Genomic DNA, 19032 nt, shown 5'->3' with positions numbered 1-19032 from the left:
GGCGGCGCCCGGTGCACATCCGGGGCGAGGAGGGCGGGCCATGGTGCAGAAGGCCAAGATCCTCCTGGTCGATGACCGGCCGGAGAATCTGCTGGCGCTGGAGGCCATCCTCTCTGCGCTCGATCAGACACTGGTTCGGGCATCGTCCGGGGAGGAAGCGCTCAAAGCACTGCTGACGGACGACTTCGCGGTCATTCTGCTGGACGTCCAGATGCCGGGCATGGACGGTTTCGAAACCGCCGCGCACATCAAGCGACGGGAGCGGACCCGGGACATCCCGATCATCTTCCTCACCGCGATCAACCACGGCCCGCACCACACCTTCCGGGGTTATGCGGCGGGCGCGGTCGACTACATCTCGAAGCCGTTCGACCCGTGGGTGCTGCGCGCGAAGGTCTCGGTCTTCGTCGAGCTCTACATGAAGAACTGCCAGCTGCGGGAGCAGGCGGCGCTGCTGCGGCTCCAGTTGGACGGCAAGCCCGCGGTCGGTGCGGCCAAGGAACCGGCCGGACTGCTCGCCGAGCTGTCGGCGCGGCTCGCGGCCGTCGAGGAGCAGGCGGAGGCGCTGTCCAAGCAGCTCGACGACGAGTCGGCGGACGCGGCGGCAGTGGCCACCGCGGCCCATCTCGAACGCAAACTCACCGGGCTGCGCCGGGCGCTCGACGCCCTGGAGCCGGGCACGGGCAGCGGAGCACCTTCGGTCCCGTCGCAGAACTGACGTCCGCCGCGGGCGCAGTTGTGCGTGAGCGGCCGTCAGTTCCTTGTCCCGTACGGGCGACACGAACGGGTGAAGCAGTGGGCACACGTGTCCGCTGCCGTCTCCACAGGTAACCTCACACCTATGGCCTCACGTCCCTCCGCAGCCAAGAAGCAGCCCGCCAAGAGGGCTGCTCCGGCGAAGGCTCCGGCGAAGAAGGCCGCTGCGAAAAGGGCCCCGGCGAAGAAGGCGGTCGTCAAGAGGACCGCCCGCCCGGCGCCCAAGCCGGCGCCCAGCCCCACCGGGGGCATCGTCCGGCTCGTGCGCGCCGTCTGGCTCGGCACCGCGCACGCCGTCGGCGCGGTGTTCCGCGGCATAGGGCAGGGCGCGAAGAACCTGGACCCGGCCCACCGCAAGGACGGCGTCGCGCTACTGCTGTTCGGCCTCGCGCTGATCGTCGCCGCCGGCACCTGGGCCGATCTGCGCGGCCCGGTCGGCGACCTCGTCGAGATCCTGGTGACCGGCGCCTTCGGCCGCCTCGACCTGCTCGTGCCGATATTGCTCGCGGTGATCGCCGTGCGCTTCATCCGGCACCCCGAGAAGCCCGAGGCCAACGGTCGCATCGTGATCGGCCTGTCGGCGCTCGTCATCGGCGTGCTCGGCCAGGTCCACATCGCCTGCGGCGCGCCCGCGCGCAGCGACGGCATGCAGGCGATAAGGGACGCCGGCGGCCTCATCGGCTGGGGCGTGGCGACCCCGCTGACGTACACGATGGGCGAGGTCCTCGCCGTACCCCTGCTCGTGCTGCTCACGGTCTTCGGGCTGCTGGTCGTCACGGCCACGCCCGTCAACGCGATCCCGCAGCGCCTGCGGCTGCTCGGCGTGAAGCTGGGCATCGTCCACGACTTCGACGACGAGGACGAGTTCGGCGAGGACGACGAGCGCTACGACGAGCAGTGGCGCGAGGCGCTGCCCGCGCGCCCCCGCAAGCGCGGGAGCGCCCCCGAGGCGTACGACCCCGACAGCGCCGAGCAGGACGCCCTCTCCAAGCGCCGGAGCCGCCCCCGACGCTCCGCCGTGCCACAGCCCGACATGAACCGCCCCATGGACGCCGTGGACGTCGCGGCGGCCGCCGCTGCCGCGCTCGACGGGGCCGTCCTGCACGGCATGCCGCCCTCGCCGATCGTCGCCGACCTCACCCAGGGCGTACGGGTCGGGGGAGACCGCGAGGACACCACCCCGACGCCCGTCCCGGCCCCCGCCGCGCGCCCCAAGCAGGAGAAGCTCAAGGCCGAGCCGGCCGAGCGCGTCGTGGCGGACCTGACCAAGGCGCCCCCGGAGGAGATGCGCGACCTGCCGCCGCGGGCCGAGCAGCTCCAGCTGTCCGGCGACATCACGTACTCCCTCCCGTCACTCGACCTCCTGGAGCGCGGCGGCCCCGGCAAGACGCGCAGCGCCGCCAACGACATCGTCGTCGCCTCCCTCCAGAACGTCTTCATGGAGTTCAAGGTCGACGCCTCGGTCACCGGCTTCACGCGCGGGCCGACGGTCACGCGCTACGAGGTCGAACTGGGCCCCGCCGTCAAGGTCGAGCGGATCACCGCGCTCACCAAGAACATCGCCTACGCCGTCGCCAGCCCCGATGTGCGGATCATCAGCCCGATCCCCGGCAAGTCCGCGGTCGGCATCGAGATCCCGAACACCGACCGCGAGATGGTCAACCTGGGCGACGTGCTGCGCCTCGCGGACGCGGCCGAGGACGACCACCCGATGCTGGTGGCGCTCGGCAAGGACGTCGAGGGCGGCTATGTGATGGCCAACCTGGCGAAGATGCCGCACGTGCTGGTCGCCGGAGCTACCGGTTCCGGTAAGTCGTCGTGCATCAACTGCCTGATCACGTCCGTCATGGTCCGCGCGACCCCCGAGGACGTGCGCATGGTCCTCGTCGACCCCAAGCGCGTCGAACTCACCGCCTACGAAGGCATCCCGCACCTGATCACGCCCATCATCACCAACCCGAAGAGGGCCGCCGAGGCGCTCCAGTGGGTCGTACGCGAGATGGATCTCAGGTATGACGACCTCGCGGCCTTCGGGTACCGGCACATCGACGACTTCAACCAGGCCATCCGCGACGGCAAGCTGAAGACGCCGGAGGGCAGCGAGCGGGAGCTCAAGACCTATCCGTATCTGCTGGTGATCGTCGACGAGCTGGCCGACCTGATGATGGTCGCGCCGCGGGACGTCGAGGACTCGATCGTGCGCATCACGCAGCTCGCGCGCGCGGCCGGCATCCACCTCGTGCTCGCGACGCAGCGGCCGTCCGTAGACGTCGTCACCGGTCTGATCAAGGCGAACGTGCCCTCCAGGCTCGCGTTCGCCACCTCCTCGCTCGCCGACTCGCGGGTCATCCTCGACCAGCCCGGCGCCGAGAAGCTGATCGGCAAGGGCGACGGGCTGTTCCTGCCGATGGGGGCGAACAAGCCGACCCGTATGCAGGGTGCCTTCGTCACCGAGGCCGAGGTCGCGGTGATCGTCCAGCACTGCAAGGACCAGATGGCGCCGGTCTTCCGGGAAGACGTCACCGTGGGCAGCAAGCAGAAGAAGGAGATCGACGAGGACATCGGCGACGACCTCGACCTGCTGTGCCAGGCGGCCGAGCTGGTCGTGTCCACGCAGTTCGGGTCCACCTCGATGCTCCAGCGCAAGCTGCGCGTCGGCTTCGCCAAGGCCGGGCGGCTCATGGACCTCATGGAGTCCCGGGGCATCGTCGGACCCAGCGAGGGATCCAAGGCACGTGACGTTCTTGTGAAGGGTGACGAGTTGGATGGCGTGCTCGCGGTGATCCGCGGGGAGTCTGAAGGGTAGGCGTCCGCCGAAAGGATGCGACCGTGACTCACCCGTTAGAGATCGTCGGGCAACCGTTTCCCTTTGCCGTACGTCAAGTTGAGCGAGAAGACAGATGGGGCTCCCACCATGGGGTCCGTGTCTGGCTCGCCATCAGGCTGTCCGGCCATACCGATGGCGTACAAAGTCCCACCGCCCGGTTGCCCCACCCTTCGGTACCCCCCCTAGACTGAATTTCCAGCACAGGTGGCTACACGCTCGAAAGGCGCCCCCGTGTCCATCGGCAACTCCCCTGAAGACGACCCTCCGTTCGAAGACGGTCGTTCCGAAGACGGTCATGAGGAAGAAGCCCGCCCTTCCGTCGGCCGAGCCCTGCAGCAGGCACGTATCGCCGCGGGGCTGACCGTCGACGACGTCAGCGGTGCCACCCGGGTCCGCATCGCCATCGTGCACGCCATCGAGGCCGACGACTTCACGCCCTGCGGCGGTGACGTCTATGCCCGCGGGCACATCAGGACCCTCGCCAAGGCCGTCCACATCGATCCCGCCCCGCTGCTCGCGCGCTACGACGACGATCACGGCGGGCGCCCGGCCCCGACGCCGGCGGCGCCGCTCTTCGAGGCGGAACGTATCCGTCCGGAGCGGCGGGGCCCCAACTGGACCGCGGCCATGGTCGCCGCGATCGTCGCCGTGGTCGGCTTCGTCGGGTTCACGGCGTTCAAGGGCGGCGACAGCGACACCACGTCGCAGGCCGCCCAGGGAGCCACGCCCAGCGCCAGCAAGTCCGCAGCGCCCAAGCCCTCCAACACCGACTCCGCCACGCCCAAGTCCGACCCCTCCGACAGTGCCATCGCCGCCGCGCCGCAGGACAAGGTGACGGTCCAGGTGAGCGCGGTCGACGGCCGCAGCTGGATCTCCGCCAAGGACCACAACGGCCGGATGCTCTTCGACGGACTCCTCAAGAAGGGCGAGTCCAAGACCTTCCAGGACAGCTCGAAGGTCAACCTGATCCTCGGCGACGCCGGTGTGATCCAGCTCTACGTCAACGGCAAGAAGATCCAGGACGACTTCCGGCCCGGAGCGGTGGAGCGTCTTACGTACACGAAGGGCGACCCTGAGGTCGGCTGAGCGGTCCGGCAAACCGTCCTACGGGGTGACTGTTCAAGGGGTTGGCCAAGATCGGCCAACCCCTTCGACGTGGGGTGTCAGTGGGACGAAGTAGTCTTGAGCCCATGCCTGAACGCCGTACCGTCGCACTCGTCACTCTTGGCTGCGCCCGTAACGAGGTGGACTCGGAGGAGCTCGCAGGCCGCTTGGAGGCGGACGGCTGGCAACTCGTGGAGGACGCCGAGGACGCGGACGTCGCTGTCGTCAACACCTGTGGCTTCGTCGAGGCCGCCAAGAAGGACTCCGTTGACGCCCTCCTCGAAGCCAACGACCTGAAGGGTCACGGCAGAACGCAGGCCGTCGTCGCGGTCGGCTGCATGGCCGAGCGGTACGGCAAGGAGCTCGCCGAGGCGCTGCCCGAGGCCGACGGAGTGCTCGGCTTCGACGACTACTCCGACATCTCCGACCGCCTGCAGACCATCCTGAACGGCGGCATCCACGCCTCGCACACCCCGCGCGACCGCCGCAAGCTGCTGCCGATCAGCCCCGCCGAGCGGCAGGGGTCCGCCGCCGAGGTCGCGCTGCCCGGCCACGGCCCGGTCGACCTCCCGGACGGCCTCGCGCCCGCCTCGGGTCCCCGCGCGCCCCTGCGCCGCCGCCTGGACGGCGCCCCGGTCGCCTCGGTGAAGCTCGCCTCCGGCTGCGACCGGCGCTGCTCCTTCTGCGCCATCCCGTCCTTCCGCGGCTCCTTCATCTCCCGGCGCCCGAGCGACGTACTGAACGAGACGCGCTGGCTGGCCGAGCAGGGCGTCAAGGAGATCATGCTGGTCTCCGAGAACAACACGTCCTACGGCAAGGACCTGGGCGACATCCGCCTCCTGGAGACGCTGCTGCCTGAGCTGGCGGACATCGACGGCCTGGAGCGCGTACGGGTCAGCTACCTCCAGCCCGCCGAGATGCGCCCCGGGCTCATCGACGTGCTCACCTCGACACCGAAGATCGCGCCCTACTTCGACCTGTCCTTCCAGCACTCCGCGCCCGACGTGCTGCGCGCCATGCGCCGCTTCGGCGACACCGACCGCTTCCTCGAACTGCTCGACACCATCCGCTCCAAGGCCCCGCAGGCCGGCGTGCGCTCGAACTTCATCGTCGGCTTCCCCGGCGAGACCGAGGCCGACCTCGCCGAGCTGGAGCGCTTCCTGAACGGCGCGCGGCTGGACGCCATCGGTGTCTTCGGCTACTCCGACGAGGAGGGCACGGAGGCGGCGACGTACGACAAGAAGCTCGACGAGGACGTCGTGGCCGCGCGGCTCGCGCACATCTCCCGGCTCGCCGAGGAACTCGTCTCGCAGCGCGCCGAGGATCGCGTCGGCGAGACCGTGCACGTGCTGGTCGAGTCGGTGGACTCCGAGGACGGCGCCCACGGCCGCGGCGAGCACCAGGCGCCGGAGACGGACGGCCAGGTGCTGCTCACGAGCGGCGAAGGCCTGAGCGTCGGCCGTATGGTCGAGGCGAAGGTGGTCGGTACGGAAGGTGTCGACCTGGTGGCCGAGCCGCTCCTGGGTTCGCTCGCGTGTAGTGAGGAGGCGGGCAGATGACCGGAGTCCCGGCATCGGCGGCGGGCGGCACCTCCAGCGCGAACGGCGCGCCCGCGAGCGCGGGTTCCGGTGCGGCCTCCGGTGGCGCCTCTTCCGGCGCGATGTCGGGCAACGTCTCGGGTGGTGCCGTGTCCGGTAGTGCCGTGTCCGGTGGTGCCTCGCCCGGTGTCGTCGAGACCGGCGGGCCCGGTGGTCCCAGGCCGGCGCGCGGTGCGAAGGTCGTGGCCGCGGCCGTCAACCAGGCGAGCGTCTGGAACATCGCCAACTTCCTGACCATGCTCCGGCTGCTGCTCGTCCCCGGCTTCGTCGCCCTGATGCTGGCCGACGGCGGGTACGACCCGGCGATGCGCTCGTTCGCCTGGGCGGCGTTCGCCGTCGCCATGATCACCGACCTGTTCGACGGTCATCTGGCGCGCACGTACGACCTCGTCACCGACTTCGGGAAGATCGCCGACCCCATCGCCGACAAGGCGATCATGGGTGCGGCGCTGATCTGTCTGTCCTCGCTCGGCGATCTGCCGTGGTGGGTGACCGTCGTCATCCTCGGCCGGGAACTCGGGATCACGCTGCTGCGTTTTGTTGTCATCCGGTACGGCGTCATTCCCGCGTCGCGCGGCGGCAAGCTGAAGACGCTCGTCCAGGGCGTGGCCGTAGGCATGTATGTGCTGGCGCTGACGGGCTGGCTGGCCACTCTGCGGTTCTGGGTGATGGCGGCGGCGGTCGTTCTGACCGTGCTGACCGGGCTCGACTATGTGAGACAGGCCATTGTGCTGCGCAGGCAGGGAATCGCCGAGCGCATGGCGGCGTCGGAGGAGACGGAAGCGTGAGTTCCACGGCCACTGAAGTGGTGCGACTACTGACGGTGAGCGGTGCGACGCTCGCTGTCGCCGAGTCGCTCACCGGTGGTCTGGTTGCGGCGGAGATCACATCGGTGCCCGGAGCCTCCAAGGCCTTCCGTGGTTCGGTCACCGCCTATGCCACCGAGCTGAAGCATCAGCTGCTCGGTGTCGACGCCACCCTGCTGACCGAGCGGGGAGCGGTGGACGCGCAGGTCGCGGCCCAGATGGCGGCCGGAGTGCGGAAGGCCCTGGGTGCCGACTGGGGCATCGCGACCACCGGTGTGGCGGGCCCGGAGCCGCAGGACGGACAGCCCGTGGGCACTGTTTTCGTGGCCGTGGACGGGCCCTCCGGACCGGATTCGGATGCCGCCGGTGGCGGGAAAGTGGCCGCGCTGCGGTTGAACGGCGGCCGGGCGGAAATTCGTAGAGAGAGTGTACGGAGCGTACTCGCGCTGCTTCTGGAGCGGCTCGTGAGCGAACAGACCGGGAATGAGCGGACACAGGATACGGAACAGAACGGGGGGTTTTGATGTTTGCAGCCCTGAGTGAACACGACATCGCTCCCCGCACGGCCGCGGCGCAAGGCGGTACGGTGGGGCGAGAAGGATGCGGCTACGCGGTCCGAGGAGGGAGCCACCGATGATTCTGCTCCGTCGCCTGTTGGGTGACGTGCTGCGTCGGCAGCGCCAGCGCCAGGGCCGTACTCTGCGCGAAGTCTCCTCGTCCGCCCGAGTCTCACTCGGCTATCTCTCCGAGGTGGAGCGGGGGCAGAAAGAGGCTTCCTCCGAACTGCTCTCCGCCATCTGCGACGCGTTGGACGTACGGATGTCCGAGCTCATGCGGGAAGTGAGCGACGAGCTCGCTCTCGCCGAGCTGGCCCAGTCTGCTGCGGCCACCGGTTCTGTGCCCACGTCGGTTCGTCCGATGCTGGGTTCCGTGTCGGTGACCGGTGTGCCACCGGAACGGGTGACCATCAAGGCCCCCGCCGAGGCGGTGGACGTGGTCGCCGCGTGACGCTCACGCCGATGTAGACCGATGAGGCGCTGACCTGCCTCAACGATGTGTGCGAGCCCCGGCCGGGGCTTCTCCGGGGAAACCTGGAGGGGCGCGGCCGGGGTTTTTCGCGTCGGGACGGTCGACGGTCGCGGGAGGCCTGACGGGCGTCGGTCGTTCCGGTCAGATGCCCTGTACGGCTGTGGCGGTCCGTTTGCCGGTGTGACTCGGTGCGGTCATGGTGGAGGCGAGTGGTGCGTCCGTGTGCCGTCGATGCGCCCTTCTTGCGGGTGACCGTGACGTTCTAGCGTCGGGCTGGAGGTGGGGCCATGGCGGGGCGAATAGCACGCTGGGGGCTCGCGTCGGTGCTCGGCGCGGTGTGGTGGTGGGCCGTACTGCGGCTCGCGCTGACGCCGCACGCGGGGGCGCTGGAAGGAGCCGTAGCCGCCGGGGGGTGGGGGCTGAGTCTGCTTCCGGTGCACTGCATGCCGAAGGCGCGGGCGGCGGGGGCCGTGGCTACGGGGCGGTGGCGGGAGGCCTGGCGGGTGTCTGTCGCATCCGGCATCGGGATGGAGTCGGCCACCGGGCCGTCGCCGTGCGCTGAGTCGGTGCCGGCTACCAAGGCATCGCCACGCCACCGTTCGGACGGAGGATCTGGCCCGTCGTGAACGACGACGCGTCCGACGCCAGATGCAGCACGGCGTGGGCGATGTCCTCCGGCTGACCTACCCGGCCCAGTGGCGACAGGCGGACCATCAGCGCCTCGGTACGGGCCTGCGCCTCGCCCTCGTGGCGGTCGGTCATGGGCGTGCGGACCCAGCCCGGCGCGACCGCGTTGACGCGGATGCCGTGCCGGCCCAGCTCCGTCGCCAGCGTCTTCGTCAGTTGGACGACGGCCGCCTTGGTCACGCTGTAGCAGAGCAGCCCGGATCCTCCGGTGTCGATCGCGCCGGACGCCATGGTGACGATGCTGCCCCTGATGCCGCGGTCGAGCATCAGCCGGGCCGCCTCCTGGCAGGCGTACAGGACGCCCTTGAAGTTGACGTTCAGCACCCGGTCGAGATCCTCGTCCCGGGTCTCCAGCACGGTGCTGCTGTGCATGATCCCGGCGACCGCGGCCATGACGTGCAGCTCGTCGCAGGACTCGACGGCTTGCTTGACCTGCGCGCGGTCGGTGACGTCCAGGTGGTGGATGCGGGCGGTGCCACCCTTGTCCTTGATCAGGGTCGCCGTCTCGTGCAGGCCCTGCGCGTCGCGATCGGCGCAGTGCACGGTGGCGCCCGCCTCGGCGAGCAGCACGGCGGATGCGCGGCCGATACCGCTGGCGGCGCCGGTGACGAAAGCGGTGCGTCCGGTGAGGTCGTACGCCTTGACGGGCATGAACCGACCGTACGAGGGTTCCTGACGGGTCGTCAATTAGTTGTACGGTGCTGAGTTCCCCGGGGTGGGGTGGTGCCCGGCGCCGGTCCTACCTGGCAGGTGGGGCACCAGTAGGTGGGGCGTTCGCGGGAGCCGTCGCCCTGGTTGGCCGTGCGGATGGGGGTGTCGCAGCGGAGGCAGGGGCGGGGTGCGCGGCCGTAGACGAACAGGTCGGGGGTGTGGGGGCCTGGGAAGTGGAGGGGTGTGTTCCCTGGGGGTGTGGCGCGGGCGCGTGGGGCGTGGTGGTCCGGGGCGCCGGGGCCTGCGGTGCGGGTGCCTGGAGCGTGGCGGGCTGGGGTGCTGCGGCCTGTGGTGCGGTTTTGGTTCGGGGAACCGTTCGTGATGGTGCTTGTGGTGTCGCGGATGGGGCGGTCGCGGTTGGCTTCCAGGAGCAGCTTGGCGATGGCGGGCAGCTTCGCGGCACGGTCGGCGGGGAGTGCGCCGATGGGGAGCCAGGGGGTGGCGCCCAGGAGGAAGCAGAGTTCGCTTTTGTAGATGTTGCCGATACCGGCCAGGTTGCGCTGGTCGAGCAGGGCTTCTCCGAGGGGGCGCGCGGGGTCCGCGAGGAGGTTGGCGAGGGCCAGTTCCGGGTTCCAGTCGGGACCCAGGAGGTCGGGGCCGAGGTGGCCCACGGCGCGGTGTTCTTCGGTCGTGCGGAGGAGTTCGAGGACGGGGAGGCGGTAGCCGACGGCCGTGCGGTCGGCGGTGCCGAGGATCACGCGGATCTGGTGGGCCGGGCCGCCGCTCCAGCGCTGGCCGTTGGCGTAGACCCTCCAGGTGCCGTCCATCCGCAGATGCGAGTGGAGGGTGAGGCCGCCCTCGATACGGGTCAGCAGGTGTTTGCCCCGAGGTGTGACGTCCAGGACGGTGCGGCCGGTGAGGTCAGCCGTGGCGTACTTGGGCACGCGCAGGTCGCTACGGGTCAGCACCTTGCCCGCGAGGGCCGTGTGGAGGCGCTTCGCGGTCTGCCAGACGGTGTCGCCTTCAGGCATGGGTCAAGGGTGGCATGGGGTGGGAGGGGGCGTGGAGCAGGTTGGAGTGAGGGGCGGCATGACGTGAGGTCCGGCTTGGGGTGTGAGAAGTGGCGCGGGGGCAGGGGCGGCTCGGATTGAGGGGGGCATGGGGTGAGGGCCGGCTTGCGAGAGAGGTGCCTCGGGGGCAGGGGCGGCTCGGGGTGAGAGGTGTCTCGGGGCGAGGGGTCACCGAACCCCGGAAGGCCGTTGAGCCGGCTCACGCGCGGAGGCGCAGGCCGCGCGGTGTCGCGATGAAGCCTGCTCCTTCCAGGAGGGTGCCGATGGGGGAGCTCAGGGCCGAGGCGCCGTTGACGCGCTCCACCGTGACCGTGCCGAGGGAACCGGCTCGGGCCGCTGCCGCGAGGGCCTCGGCGGCAGCCTGGAGGCGGGGGTCTTCGGAGGCCGTGGTGTCCGGTGCGGAGGGCCAGGCGAGCAGGGTCTTGCCGCCGCGCTCCATGTAGAGGGTCAGCTCACCCTCGACCAGCACTACGAGAGAGCCCGCTTTACGCCCCGGCTTGTGCCCGGCACCGGTCGGCGGCTCGGGCCAGGGGAGGGCGGCGCCGTACGCGTTCGCGGGGTCGGCGGCGGCCAGGACCACGGCTCGGGTGGCGAGGGAGGGGCGGCGGGGGTGGTGATTGGCGTAGGGGGAGCTGGTGTTGCCCTGGGGCGGTGGGGCGGGGAAGTCGCGGGGGGAGATGTAGTCGCCCGGGGACGGGGGGTGCGAGGAGGGGGTGCGGTGGTGCCGGGAGGTGGGGGCGCCCGAGGTTGTGTTCGTGGGGTGGTCGTCCAGCGAGCCCAGGCTGTCGAGGTCGTCGAAGTCGGTGAACGGGCCGAAAGCGTCGGCGAAGTCGTGGACTCCGGGAGAGTCGTTTGAGCCAGGGGAGCCGGATGTGCCGGGGGAGTGGGATGCGCCGTGTCGGCCGTGGTCGGCAGGGGAGGCGTACGGGGCTTGCCGATTGCGGGTGTCAGGCGAGGCGTACGGGTCCTGGCGGCCAGGGTTGTCAGGCGAGTCGTAGGTGGTGCTCGGGGCGGCGAAGGGGTCGGCGGAACCGTTGCCGGAGTCGGCGGTCGGTGAGGTGGAGCCGGTGAGGGCGCCGAAGCCGTAGGGGTCGTTGTCCGTGGGGTTCGGAGTGGGCAGGTCGTCGCCCCGGTCCCGGGCGTTGGCGACCGCGCGGAGGCGGTCCACCGCGCCGTCCATCGCGAACTGGGCGGCGCCGAGTCCCTCCACGACGTAGCCGCGCCGTGCCTGACCGCTCTCCTCGAAGACGGACAGGATGCGGTACGTCGCCGAGAAGCCGCCCTCGACGCCCTCCGCGGCGACCGCTCCCCGGGTCACCACGCCGTGCCGGTCGAGCAGGGTGCGGGCCAGGGCGTGGGCGCGCACGGTGGGGTCCGGCTCGTGGGCGGGGAGCAGGGACCAGCGGCCCGCGACGGTCGGCGGCCCGGTGCGGGAGGCGGGGCGCGCGGCGGCGGTGAGCGAGCCGTAGCGCCCGCGCGGGACCGTGCGCTTGGCGCGGTGGGCCGTGGAACCTGCCGTACGGCCGGAGCCCAGCAGGGAGCGCATGGGGGCGAGCGTGTCGTTCGTGAGCCGTCCGGACCAGGCCAGGTCCCACACGGCGTCGGCCAGCTGGGGATCGGTGACGTCGGGGTGGGTGGTCGCGCGGATCTGGTCGGTGATCTGGCGGAAGAAGAGGCCGTAGCCGCCGGAGAGGGTGTCCAGGACCGACTGGTGCAGCGCTGTGAGTTCCAGTGGGTGCGGTGGCGGGAGGAGCAGGGGGGCCGCGTCCGCCAGGTACAGGGAGACCCAGCCGTCCTTACCGGGGAGGGAGCCTGCGCCCGCCCACACCAGCTCGCCTGCGGAGGTGAGTTCGTCGAGCATGGCGGGTGCGTAGTTCGCCACGCGGGACGGCAGGACGAGCTTCTCCAGGGCGGACGCGGGCACGGAGGCGCCCTGCAACTGCTCGACGGCGCGCACCAGTCCGTCGATGCCGCGCAGGCCGTGGCCCTTGCCGATGTGCTGCCACTGGGGGAGGAACTGCGCGAGCGCGGCCGGCGGCACCGGCTCCAACTCGTGCCGCAGCGCGGCCAGGGAGCGGCGGCGCAGGCGGCGCAGCACCGTCGCGTCGCACCACTCCTGGCCGATCCCGGCCGGGTGGAACTCCCCTTGTACGACACGGCCGTTCGCCGCGAGCCGCTGCAACGCGCCGTCGGTGACGGCCACGCCCAGGCCGAAGCGGGCGGCGGCTGTGGCCGACGTGAACGGGCCGTGGGTGCGGGCGTGGCGTGCGAGGAGGTCGCCGAGCGGGTCCTTGACCGGTTCGGTGAACGCCTCCGGGACGCCGACCGGCAGTGCCGTACCGAGTGCGTCGCGCAGGCGGCCGGCGTCCTCGATCGCCGCCCAGTGGTCGGCTCCGCCGATACGGACCCGGATCGCGCGGCGGGCCGAGGCCAGCTCCTGGGCCCAATGCGGCGCGGCGCCCCGCTCGGCCAACTCGGCGTCGGTGAGCGGGCCGAGCATCCGCAGCAGGTCGGCGACGCCCTCGACGTCCTTGATGCGGCGGTCCTCGGTGAGCCACTGGAGTTCGCGCTCCAGCTCGGTCAGCACCTCGGCGTCGAGGAGTTCGCGCAGCTCCGCCTGGCCGAGCAGTTCGGCCAGCAGGTGCGAGTCCAGGGACAGGGCGGCGGCGCGGCGCTCGGCGAGCGGTGAGTCTCCCTCGTAGAGGAACTGGGCGACGTATCCGAAGAGGAGGGAGCGGGCGAAGGGGGACGGCTCGGGGGTGGTGACCTCGACGAGGCGCACTTTGCGGGACTCCAGGTCGCCCATGAGTTCGGTGAGGCCCGGGACGTCGAAGACGTCCTGGAGGCATTCGCGGACCGCCTCCAGGACGATGGGAAACGAGCCGAACTCGCTGGCCACCTGGAGCAGTTGGGCGGCGCGCTGGCGCTGCTGCCACAGCGGGGTGCGCTTGCCGGGGTTGCGGCGCGGCAGCAGCAGCGCGCGGGCGGCGCACTCGCGGAAGCGGGCCGCGAACAGGGCCGAGCCGCCGACCTGGTCGGTGACGATCTGATTGACCTCGCCCTTGTCGAAGGCGACGTCCGCCGCTCCTACGGGGGCTTGGTCGGCGTCGTACTCCGCGCCGGCTTTCATGGGTTCCTGGTCGAGGAGGTCCAGGCCCATCAGATCGGCGTCGGGCAGCCGCAGGACGATGCCGTCGTCGGCGTGCATCACCTGGGCGTCCATGCCGTAGCGCTCGGAGAGGCGGGCGCCGAGGGCGAGGGCCCAGGGGGCGTGGACCTGGGCGCCGAAGGGGGAGTGGATGACCACGCGCCAGTCGCCGAGTTCGTCGCGGAAGCGCTCCACGACGATCGTGCGGTCGTCCGGGATGTGGCCGCAGGCCTCGCGCTGTTCGGCCAGGTACGACAGGACGTTCTCCGCGGCCCAGACGTCGAGGCCCGCGGCGAGGAGGCGCAGGCGGGCGTCCTCCTTGGGCTGCGAGCCGACCTCGCGCAGGAACGCGCCCACCGCGCGGCCCAGTTCGAGCGGGCGGCCCAGCTGGTCGCCCTTCCAGAAGGGGAGCCGGCCGGGGACGCCGGGTGCGGGGGAGACCAGGACGCGGTCGCGGGTGATGTCCTCGATCCGCCAGGAGCTGGTGCCGAGCGTGAAGACGTCGCCCACCCGGGACTCGTAGACCATCTCCTCGTCCAGCTCGCCGACCCGGCCGCCGCCCTTCTTGGGGTCGGCGCCCGCGAGGAAGACGCCGAAGAGTCCGCGGTCGGGGATCGTGCCCCCGGAGGTGACGGCGAGGCGCTGCGCCCCGGGGCGGCCGGTGATCGTGCCGGCGATGCGGTCCCACACCACGCGCGGGCGCAGTTCCGCGAACGCGTCGGACGGGTAGCGGCCCGCGAGCATGTCGAGCACGGCCGTGAACGCCGACTCCGGGAGCGAGGCGAAGGGGGCGGCACGGCGGACGGTGGCGAGCAGGTCGTCGACCTGCCAGGTGTCCAGCGCCGTCATCGCGACGAGCTGTTGCGCTAGGACGTCCAGGGGGTTGGCGGGGACCTTCAGGGACTCGATGGAACCGGTGCGCATGCGCTCGGTGACCACGGCGGCCTGGACGAGGTCGCCCCGGTACTTCGGGAAGACCACACCCGTGGAGACCGCGCCGACCTGGTGTCCCGCGCGGCCCACGCGCTGGAGGCCGGAGGCCACGGAGGGCGGCGACTCCACCTGGATGACGAGATCGACGGCGCCCATGTCGATGCCCAGCTCCAGACTGGACGTGGCCACCACAGCGGGGAGCCTGCCCGCCTTGAGGTCCTCCTCGACCTGGGCGCGCTGCTCCTTGGAGACCGAGCCGTGGTGGGCGCGGGCGATGACCGGGGGTGCGCCCTGGGCGGCGCCGGAACCGCCCATCAGCTCGGCCGGTGCGTGGTGTTCGTCCAGGGGCTCACCGGTCGCGCGCTCGTAGGCGATCTCGTTGAGCCGGTTGCACAGTCGCTCGGCGAGACGGCGGGAGTTGGCGAACACGATCGTTGAACGATGCGACTGGACGAGGTCGGTGATGCGCTCCTCGACATGCGGCCAGATCGACGGCTTCTCCGCGCCCTCCTTGCCGTCGGCCACCGGGGAGCCGCCCAACTCGCCCAGATCCTCGACCGGGACGACCACGGAGAGGTTGAACTCCTTGCCGGACTTCGGCTGGACGATCTCCACCTTGCGGTGCGGGGAGAGATAGCGGGCGACCTCGTCGACCGGGCGCACGGTCGCCGAGAGGCCGATGCGGCGGGCCGGCTTCGGCAGCAGCTCGTCCAGCCGCTCCAGGGACAGTGCGAGATGCGCGCCCCGCTTGGTGCCCGCGACCGCGTGCACCTCGTCCAGGATCACCGTCTCGATGCCGGTCAGCGCGTCGCGCGTGGCCGACGTGAGCATCAGGAACAGGGACTCCGGGGTGGTGATCAGGATGTCCGGCGGGCGTGTGGACAGGGCGCGGCGCTCGGCGGGCGGGGTGTCGCCGGAGCGGATGCCTACCTTGATCTCGGGCTCGGGCAGGCCCAGGCGGACGGATTCCTGACGGATGCCGGTGAGCGGGGAGCGGAGGTTGCGCTCCACGTCGACCGCGAGTGCCTTGAGCGGAGACACGTACAGCACGCGGCAGCGCTTCTTCGGGTCGGCGGGCGGGGGTGTCGCGGCGAGCTGGTCCAGGGCGGCGAGGAAGGCGGCCAGGGTCTTGCCGGAGCCGGTCGGGGCGACCACCAGCACGTCCGAGCCCTCACCGATGGCCTGCCACGCGCCCGCCTGGGCCGCGGTGGGCGCGGAGAAGGCCCCCGTGAACCAGCCGCGGGTCGCGGGGGAGAAGCCGTCGAGGGCTCGATGTGCGGAGCTGACCATGCGTCCATCCTGCACCCGACCACTGACAATGCGGCTGACCTGCGGGAATTCTCCGGCGGCGGCTCGCGGAACCGTTTCGGTGTCTGCCGGCCGTCGTGGGCAGGACCGTTTCGGCGTCTTCCGGTCGCTGTGGCCAGGACCGCGTCCTCCCGTCGCCGTGGCGGAGAATGGGCGTATGGCAGGTTCGGGCGAGCTGGCGAGACATTGGCGGTACACAGAACTGCCCGGCGTCGACCTGCTGCGGGCCCGGTACATCCGCAAGACGTTCGTGCGGCACACGCACGAGAACTTCGTCATCGCCGCCATCGCGGACGGCGTCGAGGTGTTCCACCACGGTGGGGGCGATGTGTCCGCCGGGGCGGGAGCGCTCGCGCTGGTGAATCCGGACACTCCGCACACCGGCCGGGCGGGCGTGCCCGAGGGCTGGCGGTACGGGGCGGTCTACCCGTCGCCCGAGGTGGTGGCCGCGATAGCCGCCGAGATCACCTCGATCCGCGGCACCCCCGGTTTCACCAGTCCCGTGCTCGACGACCCCTACACCGTCGGGCTCGTCCACCAGATCCTGCGCGCGGCCGACGAGGGCAACGCGCTCGCCGCCGACACCTTGCTGCGGGTCGCCGTCACCAGGCTGCTCCGGCTGAACGGCGGACCACTGCCGCAGCGCGTCGTACCCACGGCCGGCGGTCGGGTCGCCGCACGCGCGCGTGCCGTACTGGAAGCGCGGATGGCGGAACCGCCCACCCTGGAGCGGCTCGCCGGGGATCTGGGGACCAGTCCCTTCGCGCTCCTGCGCGCGTTCCGGGGCGCCTACGGGATGCCGCCCCACGCCTGGCTGACCGACGCCCGTGTGCGGGAGGCACGCCGGCTCCTCGACGCGGGTATGGCGCCCGCGGAGGTGGCCGTCGCCGTCGGGTTCACGGACCAGCCGCACCTCAACCGGCACTTCGCCCGGATCGTGGGTGTGCCCCCGGGCGCGTACCAGCGGGAGCGCAAGAACGTACAAGACGCGGGACGCCGGCTGCTCGTACCGTCCGACACGTGGCAGAACAGATCGCTTCAGAAGACATACGCCCCGGAGCAGAAGGGAAGCGAGCCCCCGAGGCCCGGGGAAAGCCGGACTCCGCCGTCGTACGGGACGCCCTCGGAGTCGGGGTCGCCGTAGGGCTGTCCGGGTTCGCCTTCGGGGTCACCTCGGCCGGTGGCGGGCTCACCCTGCTGCAGACCTGCGCCCTCAGCCTCCTGGTGTTCACCGGCGCCTCCCAGTTCGCACTCGTGGGAGCGCTCGCGGCCGGCGGCAATCCGCTCACCGCGGCGGCGGGAGCCTTCTTCCTGGGCGTGCGCAACACCTTCTACGGGCTGCGCCTCTCGCAGTTGCTGGCCCTCCCGCGCGCGGTGCGGCCGTTCGCTGCCCAGTGGGTCATCGACGAGACGACGGCCGTCACCCTCGCGCAGCCCACGCGGCGTGCCGCGCGGATCGGTTTCACCGTCACCGGGCTCACCCTGTACCTGCTGTGGAACCTCACCACGCTGCTCGGCGCCCTGGGCGCCAAGGCCATCGGGGACACGGACGCCTGGGGTCTCGACGCGGCCGGGCCCGCCGTCTTCCTGGCGCTGCTCGCACCCATGCTCACGACCACCACCGAGCGTGCCGTCGCCGCACTCGCGGTCCTGTTGGGGCTGGGGCTGCTGCCCGTGCTGCCAGCCGGTGTGCCGGTCCTGGTGGCTGCTCTCGCGGCGCCGATCGCCCTCTACGCAGAGGGCCGTCGGCATGGAGGGACACGTAACGACGCACAGGAGGAAGACCGTTGACCGTCTGGATCGCGATCGCGGCGACAGCCCTCGGTTGTTACGTCGTCAAGCTCGCCGGACTGCTGGTGCCCGCGGGCGCGCTGGAGCGGCCGCTGGTGAGGCGGCTCGCAGCTCTGCTGCCGGTCGCCCTGCTCGCCGCGCTCACGGCCCAGCAGACCTTCGCCGACGGGCACGCGCTCGTGCTCGACGCCCGGGCCGCGGGGCTCGCGGCGGCCGCCGTGGCGCTGGTGCTGCGGGCACCATTCCTCCTCGTCGTCGCGGCGGCCGTCCTGGTGACGGCCGGCGTGCGGGCCATCGGCGGCTGAGGCGGCCCGGGGTCAGCCCACGGAGCGGCCGTATGCCTTCAGGGTGCGCAGTGCCTGGATCGTCACCATGGGGCGTGCCTCCAGGGCGATGCCCGGCGCCCACTGGCGCCAGCGGATCGGCCAGCCGCCGTCCTCCCGCTGATCGCCCGCCAGGTGGTCCAGGGAGCGGGCCATCTCGTCGTCCGTGAACCACGTGCGCGCGAGGGAACTCGGCGTCTTCGCATAGTCGTACGGGAAGTGGTGCTCGCCCGGCGCGTACCCGGGGGCGACCGGGTACGCCTCCAGGTGCTCCGGGTCCAGGGCGGCGAGCCGGTGTTCGCGTACCAGGCGGCCGAGGCGGTCGGCGGCGGCCTCCGCGCGCGGGCGGTCGGGTGCCGAGTCGAGGAAGGCCACGGCGGCCTCGATCTCGTACGGGTGCGACTTCTCCAGGGAGCCGACGGCCTGCCAGCAGAAGTCGGTGGCCCTGAACAGCCAGGCGTGCCACACCTCGTTGCGGTGCAGCAGGCCCACCACCGGCCCGGTGGCGAGGAGTTCGCTGGGCGGGTCGTCCACGATCGGCACGAAGGGCGCCGTCGGATAGCCGCGCTGGCCGGGAAGGATCGCCGGCAGGGCGCCGTCGGCCGTGGAGACCGAGGTCAGATAGCGGCACACGCGTTCCACCCGCTGTCCACCGCAGCGCCCGACGGCGTCCAGGACGCGCAGCGCGTGACCGGTGTGCAGCGGCTGGCTGACCGGGCCGCGCAGATCGGGTTCCAGCGCGTGCCCGTACCCGCCGTCCTCGTTGCGGTACGCGTCCAGCGCGGTCTCCACCGGATCGGGGTCGCCGTTGAGGAAGTGGTACGCGAAGAGGCGCTGTTCCAGCACGCGCGCGGTGAGCCAGACGAAGTGCTCGGCGCGGAAGAGCGGGGAGTGCGCCGGGGGCGTCGGGGGGAGTGGGGAAGCTCCTGTTTCGGCCATGCGTCAGACCGTAGGACGGAAAGCGGTCTCCGCAAGCCGTCCCGAGCAGGGCCCACTCTCAG

General features: G+C 71.5%; 15 protein-coding genes. 11 read left to right on the top strand and 4 right to left on the bottom strand.

Features of this window, described 5'->3' with window-relative positions:
- The first annotated feature begins 40 nt into the window (after positions 1-40).
- The 8 genes from ACFWP5_RS17940 (at position 41) to ACFWP5_RS17905 (ending at position 8746) form a co-directional block, all read left to right on the top strand.
- A complete protein-coding gene (locus ACFWP5_RS17940) occupies positions 41-718 on the top strand; it encodes a response regulator (RefSeq protein WP_363101542.1) in 678 nt (225 codons plus the stop codon).
- Between the two features lie 123 nt (positions 719-841).
- Positions 842-3562: a DNA translocase FtsK gene (locus ACFWP5_RS17935; protein ID WP_384156752.1), complete on the top strand. Its 2721-nt coding sequence runs from the start codon at positions 842-844 to the stop codon at positions 3560-3562.
- 252 nt (positions 3563-3814) lie between these two features.
- The gene (locus tag ACFWP5_RS17930) at positions 3815-4669 is read left to right on the top strand and encodes a helix-turn-helix domain-containing protein (RefSeq protein ID WP_384156749.1); all 855 of its coding nucleotides are present in this window, start codon (positions 3815-3817) and stop codon (positions 4667-4669) included.
- Between the two features lie 104 nt (positions 4670-4773).
- Complete coding sequence (gene rimO, locus ACFWP5_RS17925) at positions 4774-6246, top strand: 30S ribosomal protein S12 methylthiotransferase RimO (protein WP_384156746.1); 1473 nt, start codon at positions 4774-4776, stop codon at positions 6244-6246.
- Complete coding sequence (gene pgsA, locus ACFWP5_RS17920) at positions 6243-7073, top strand: CDP-diacylglycerol--glycerol-3-phosphate 3-phosphatidyltransferase (RefSeq protein WP_384156743.1); 831 nt, start codon at positions 6243-6245, stop codon at positions 7071-7073. The genes rimO and pgsA overlap by 4 nt, the downstream gene beginning before the upstream one ends.
- Positions 7070-7615 carry a CinA family protein gene (locus ACFWP5_RS17915; protein ID WP_384156740.1) on the top strand — a complete coding sequence of 182 codons (546 nt, stop codon included), beginning with the start codon at positions 7070-7072 and terminating at the stop codon, positions 7613-7615. The genes pgsA and ACFWP5_RS17915 overlap by 4 nt, the downstream gene beginning before the upstream one ends.
- A gap of 109 nt (positions 7616-7724) precedes the next feature.
- Positions 7725-8099 (top strand): helix-turn-helix domain-containing protein, encoded by a 375-nt coding sequence (locus ACFWP5_RS17910; protein ID WP_019060943.1) that lies wholly within the window; start codon positions 7725-7727, stop codon positions 8097-8099.
- Positions 8100-8407: 308 nt separating this feature from the next.
- The gene (locus tag ACFWP5_RS17905; protein ID WP_384156737.1) at positions 8408-8746 is read left to right on the top strand and encodes a hypothetical protein; all 339 of its coding nucleotides are present in this window, start codon (positions 8408-8410) and stop codon (positions 8744-8746) included.
- Here ACFWP5_RS17905 and ACFWP5_RS17900 read toward each other — a convergent pair.
- The 3 genes from ACFWP5_RS17900 to ACFWP5_RS17890 all read right to left on the bottom strand — a co-directional run bounded on the left by ACFWP5_RS17900 (position 8694) and on the right by ACFWP5_RS17890 (position 15899).
- A complete protein-coding gene (locus tag ACFWP5_RS17900; protein ID WP_384156733.1) occupies positions 8694-9458 on the bottom strand; it encodes an SDR family NAD(P)-dependent oxidoreductase in 765 nt (254 codons plus the stop codon). The two genes, ACFWP5_RS17905 and ACFWP5_RS17900, sit on opposite strands and share 53 nt — an antisense overlap.
- Positions 9459-9490: 32 nt before the next feature.
- Positions 9491-10489 (bottom strand): Fpg/Nei family DNA glycosylase, encoded by a 999-nt coding sequence (locus tag ACFWP5_RS17895; protein ID WP_384156730.1) that lies wholly within the window; start codon positions 10487-10489, stop codon positions 9491-9493.
- A 238-nt stretch (positions 10490-10727) separates the two neighbouring features.
- Entirely contained in the window at positions 10728-15899 is a 5172-nt protein-coding gene (locus ACFWP5_RS17890) for an ATP-dependent helicase (RefSeq protein ID WP_384156728.1), read from the bottom strand.
- Positions 15900-16074: 175 nt separating this feature from the next.
- Between ACFWP5_RS17890 and ACFWP5_RS17885 the strand changes: the two genes are divergently transcribed.
- The 3 genes from ACFWP5_RS17885 to ACFWP5_RS17875 are packed head-to-tail and all read left to right on the top strand — an operon-like array spanning position 16075 to position 18013.
- Positions 16075-17061, top strand: coding sequence for an AraC family ligand binding domain-containing protein (locus tag ACFWP5_RS17885; protein WP_384156725.1), 987 nt, complete (start codon positions 16075-16077; stop codon positions 17059-17061).
- Positions 16965-17708, top strand: coding sequence for an AzlC family ABC transporter permease (locus ACFWP5_RS17880; protein ID WP_384156769.1), 744 nt, complete (start codon positions 16965-16967; stop codon positions 17706-17708). The genes ACFWP5_RS17885 and ACFWP5_RS17880 overlap by 97 nt, the downstream gene beginning before the upstream one ends.
- The gene (locus ACFWP5_RS17875; protein ID WP_033286170.1) at positions 17705-18013 is read left to right on the top strand and encodes an AzlD domain-containing protein; all 309 of its coding nucleotides are present in this window, start codon (positions 17705-17707) and stop codon (positions 18011-18013) included. Before ACFWP5_RS17880 ends, ACFWP5_RS17875 begins: the two co-directional genes overlap by 4 nt.
- A gap of 12 nt (positions 18014-18025) precedes the next feature.
- Here ACFWP5_RS17875 and ACFWP5_RS17870 read toward each other — a convergent pair whose 3' ends face one another.
- A complete protein-coding gene (locus tag ACFWP5_RS17870; protein WP_384156721.1) occupies positions 18026-18970 on the bottom strand; it encodes a hypothetical protein in 945 nt (314 codons plus the stop codon).
- Positions 18971-19032: the final 62 nt, after the last annotated feature.

It is taken from the genome of Streptomyces sp. NPDC058469 (assembly GCF_042721125.1).
Classification (GTDB): domain Bacteria; phylum Actinomycetota; class Actinomycetes; order Streptomycetales; family Streptomycetaceae; genus Streptomyces.
Note: the sequence above shows the minus strand (reverse complement) of the source record. Positions and strands in the feature narration are given on the sequence as shown.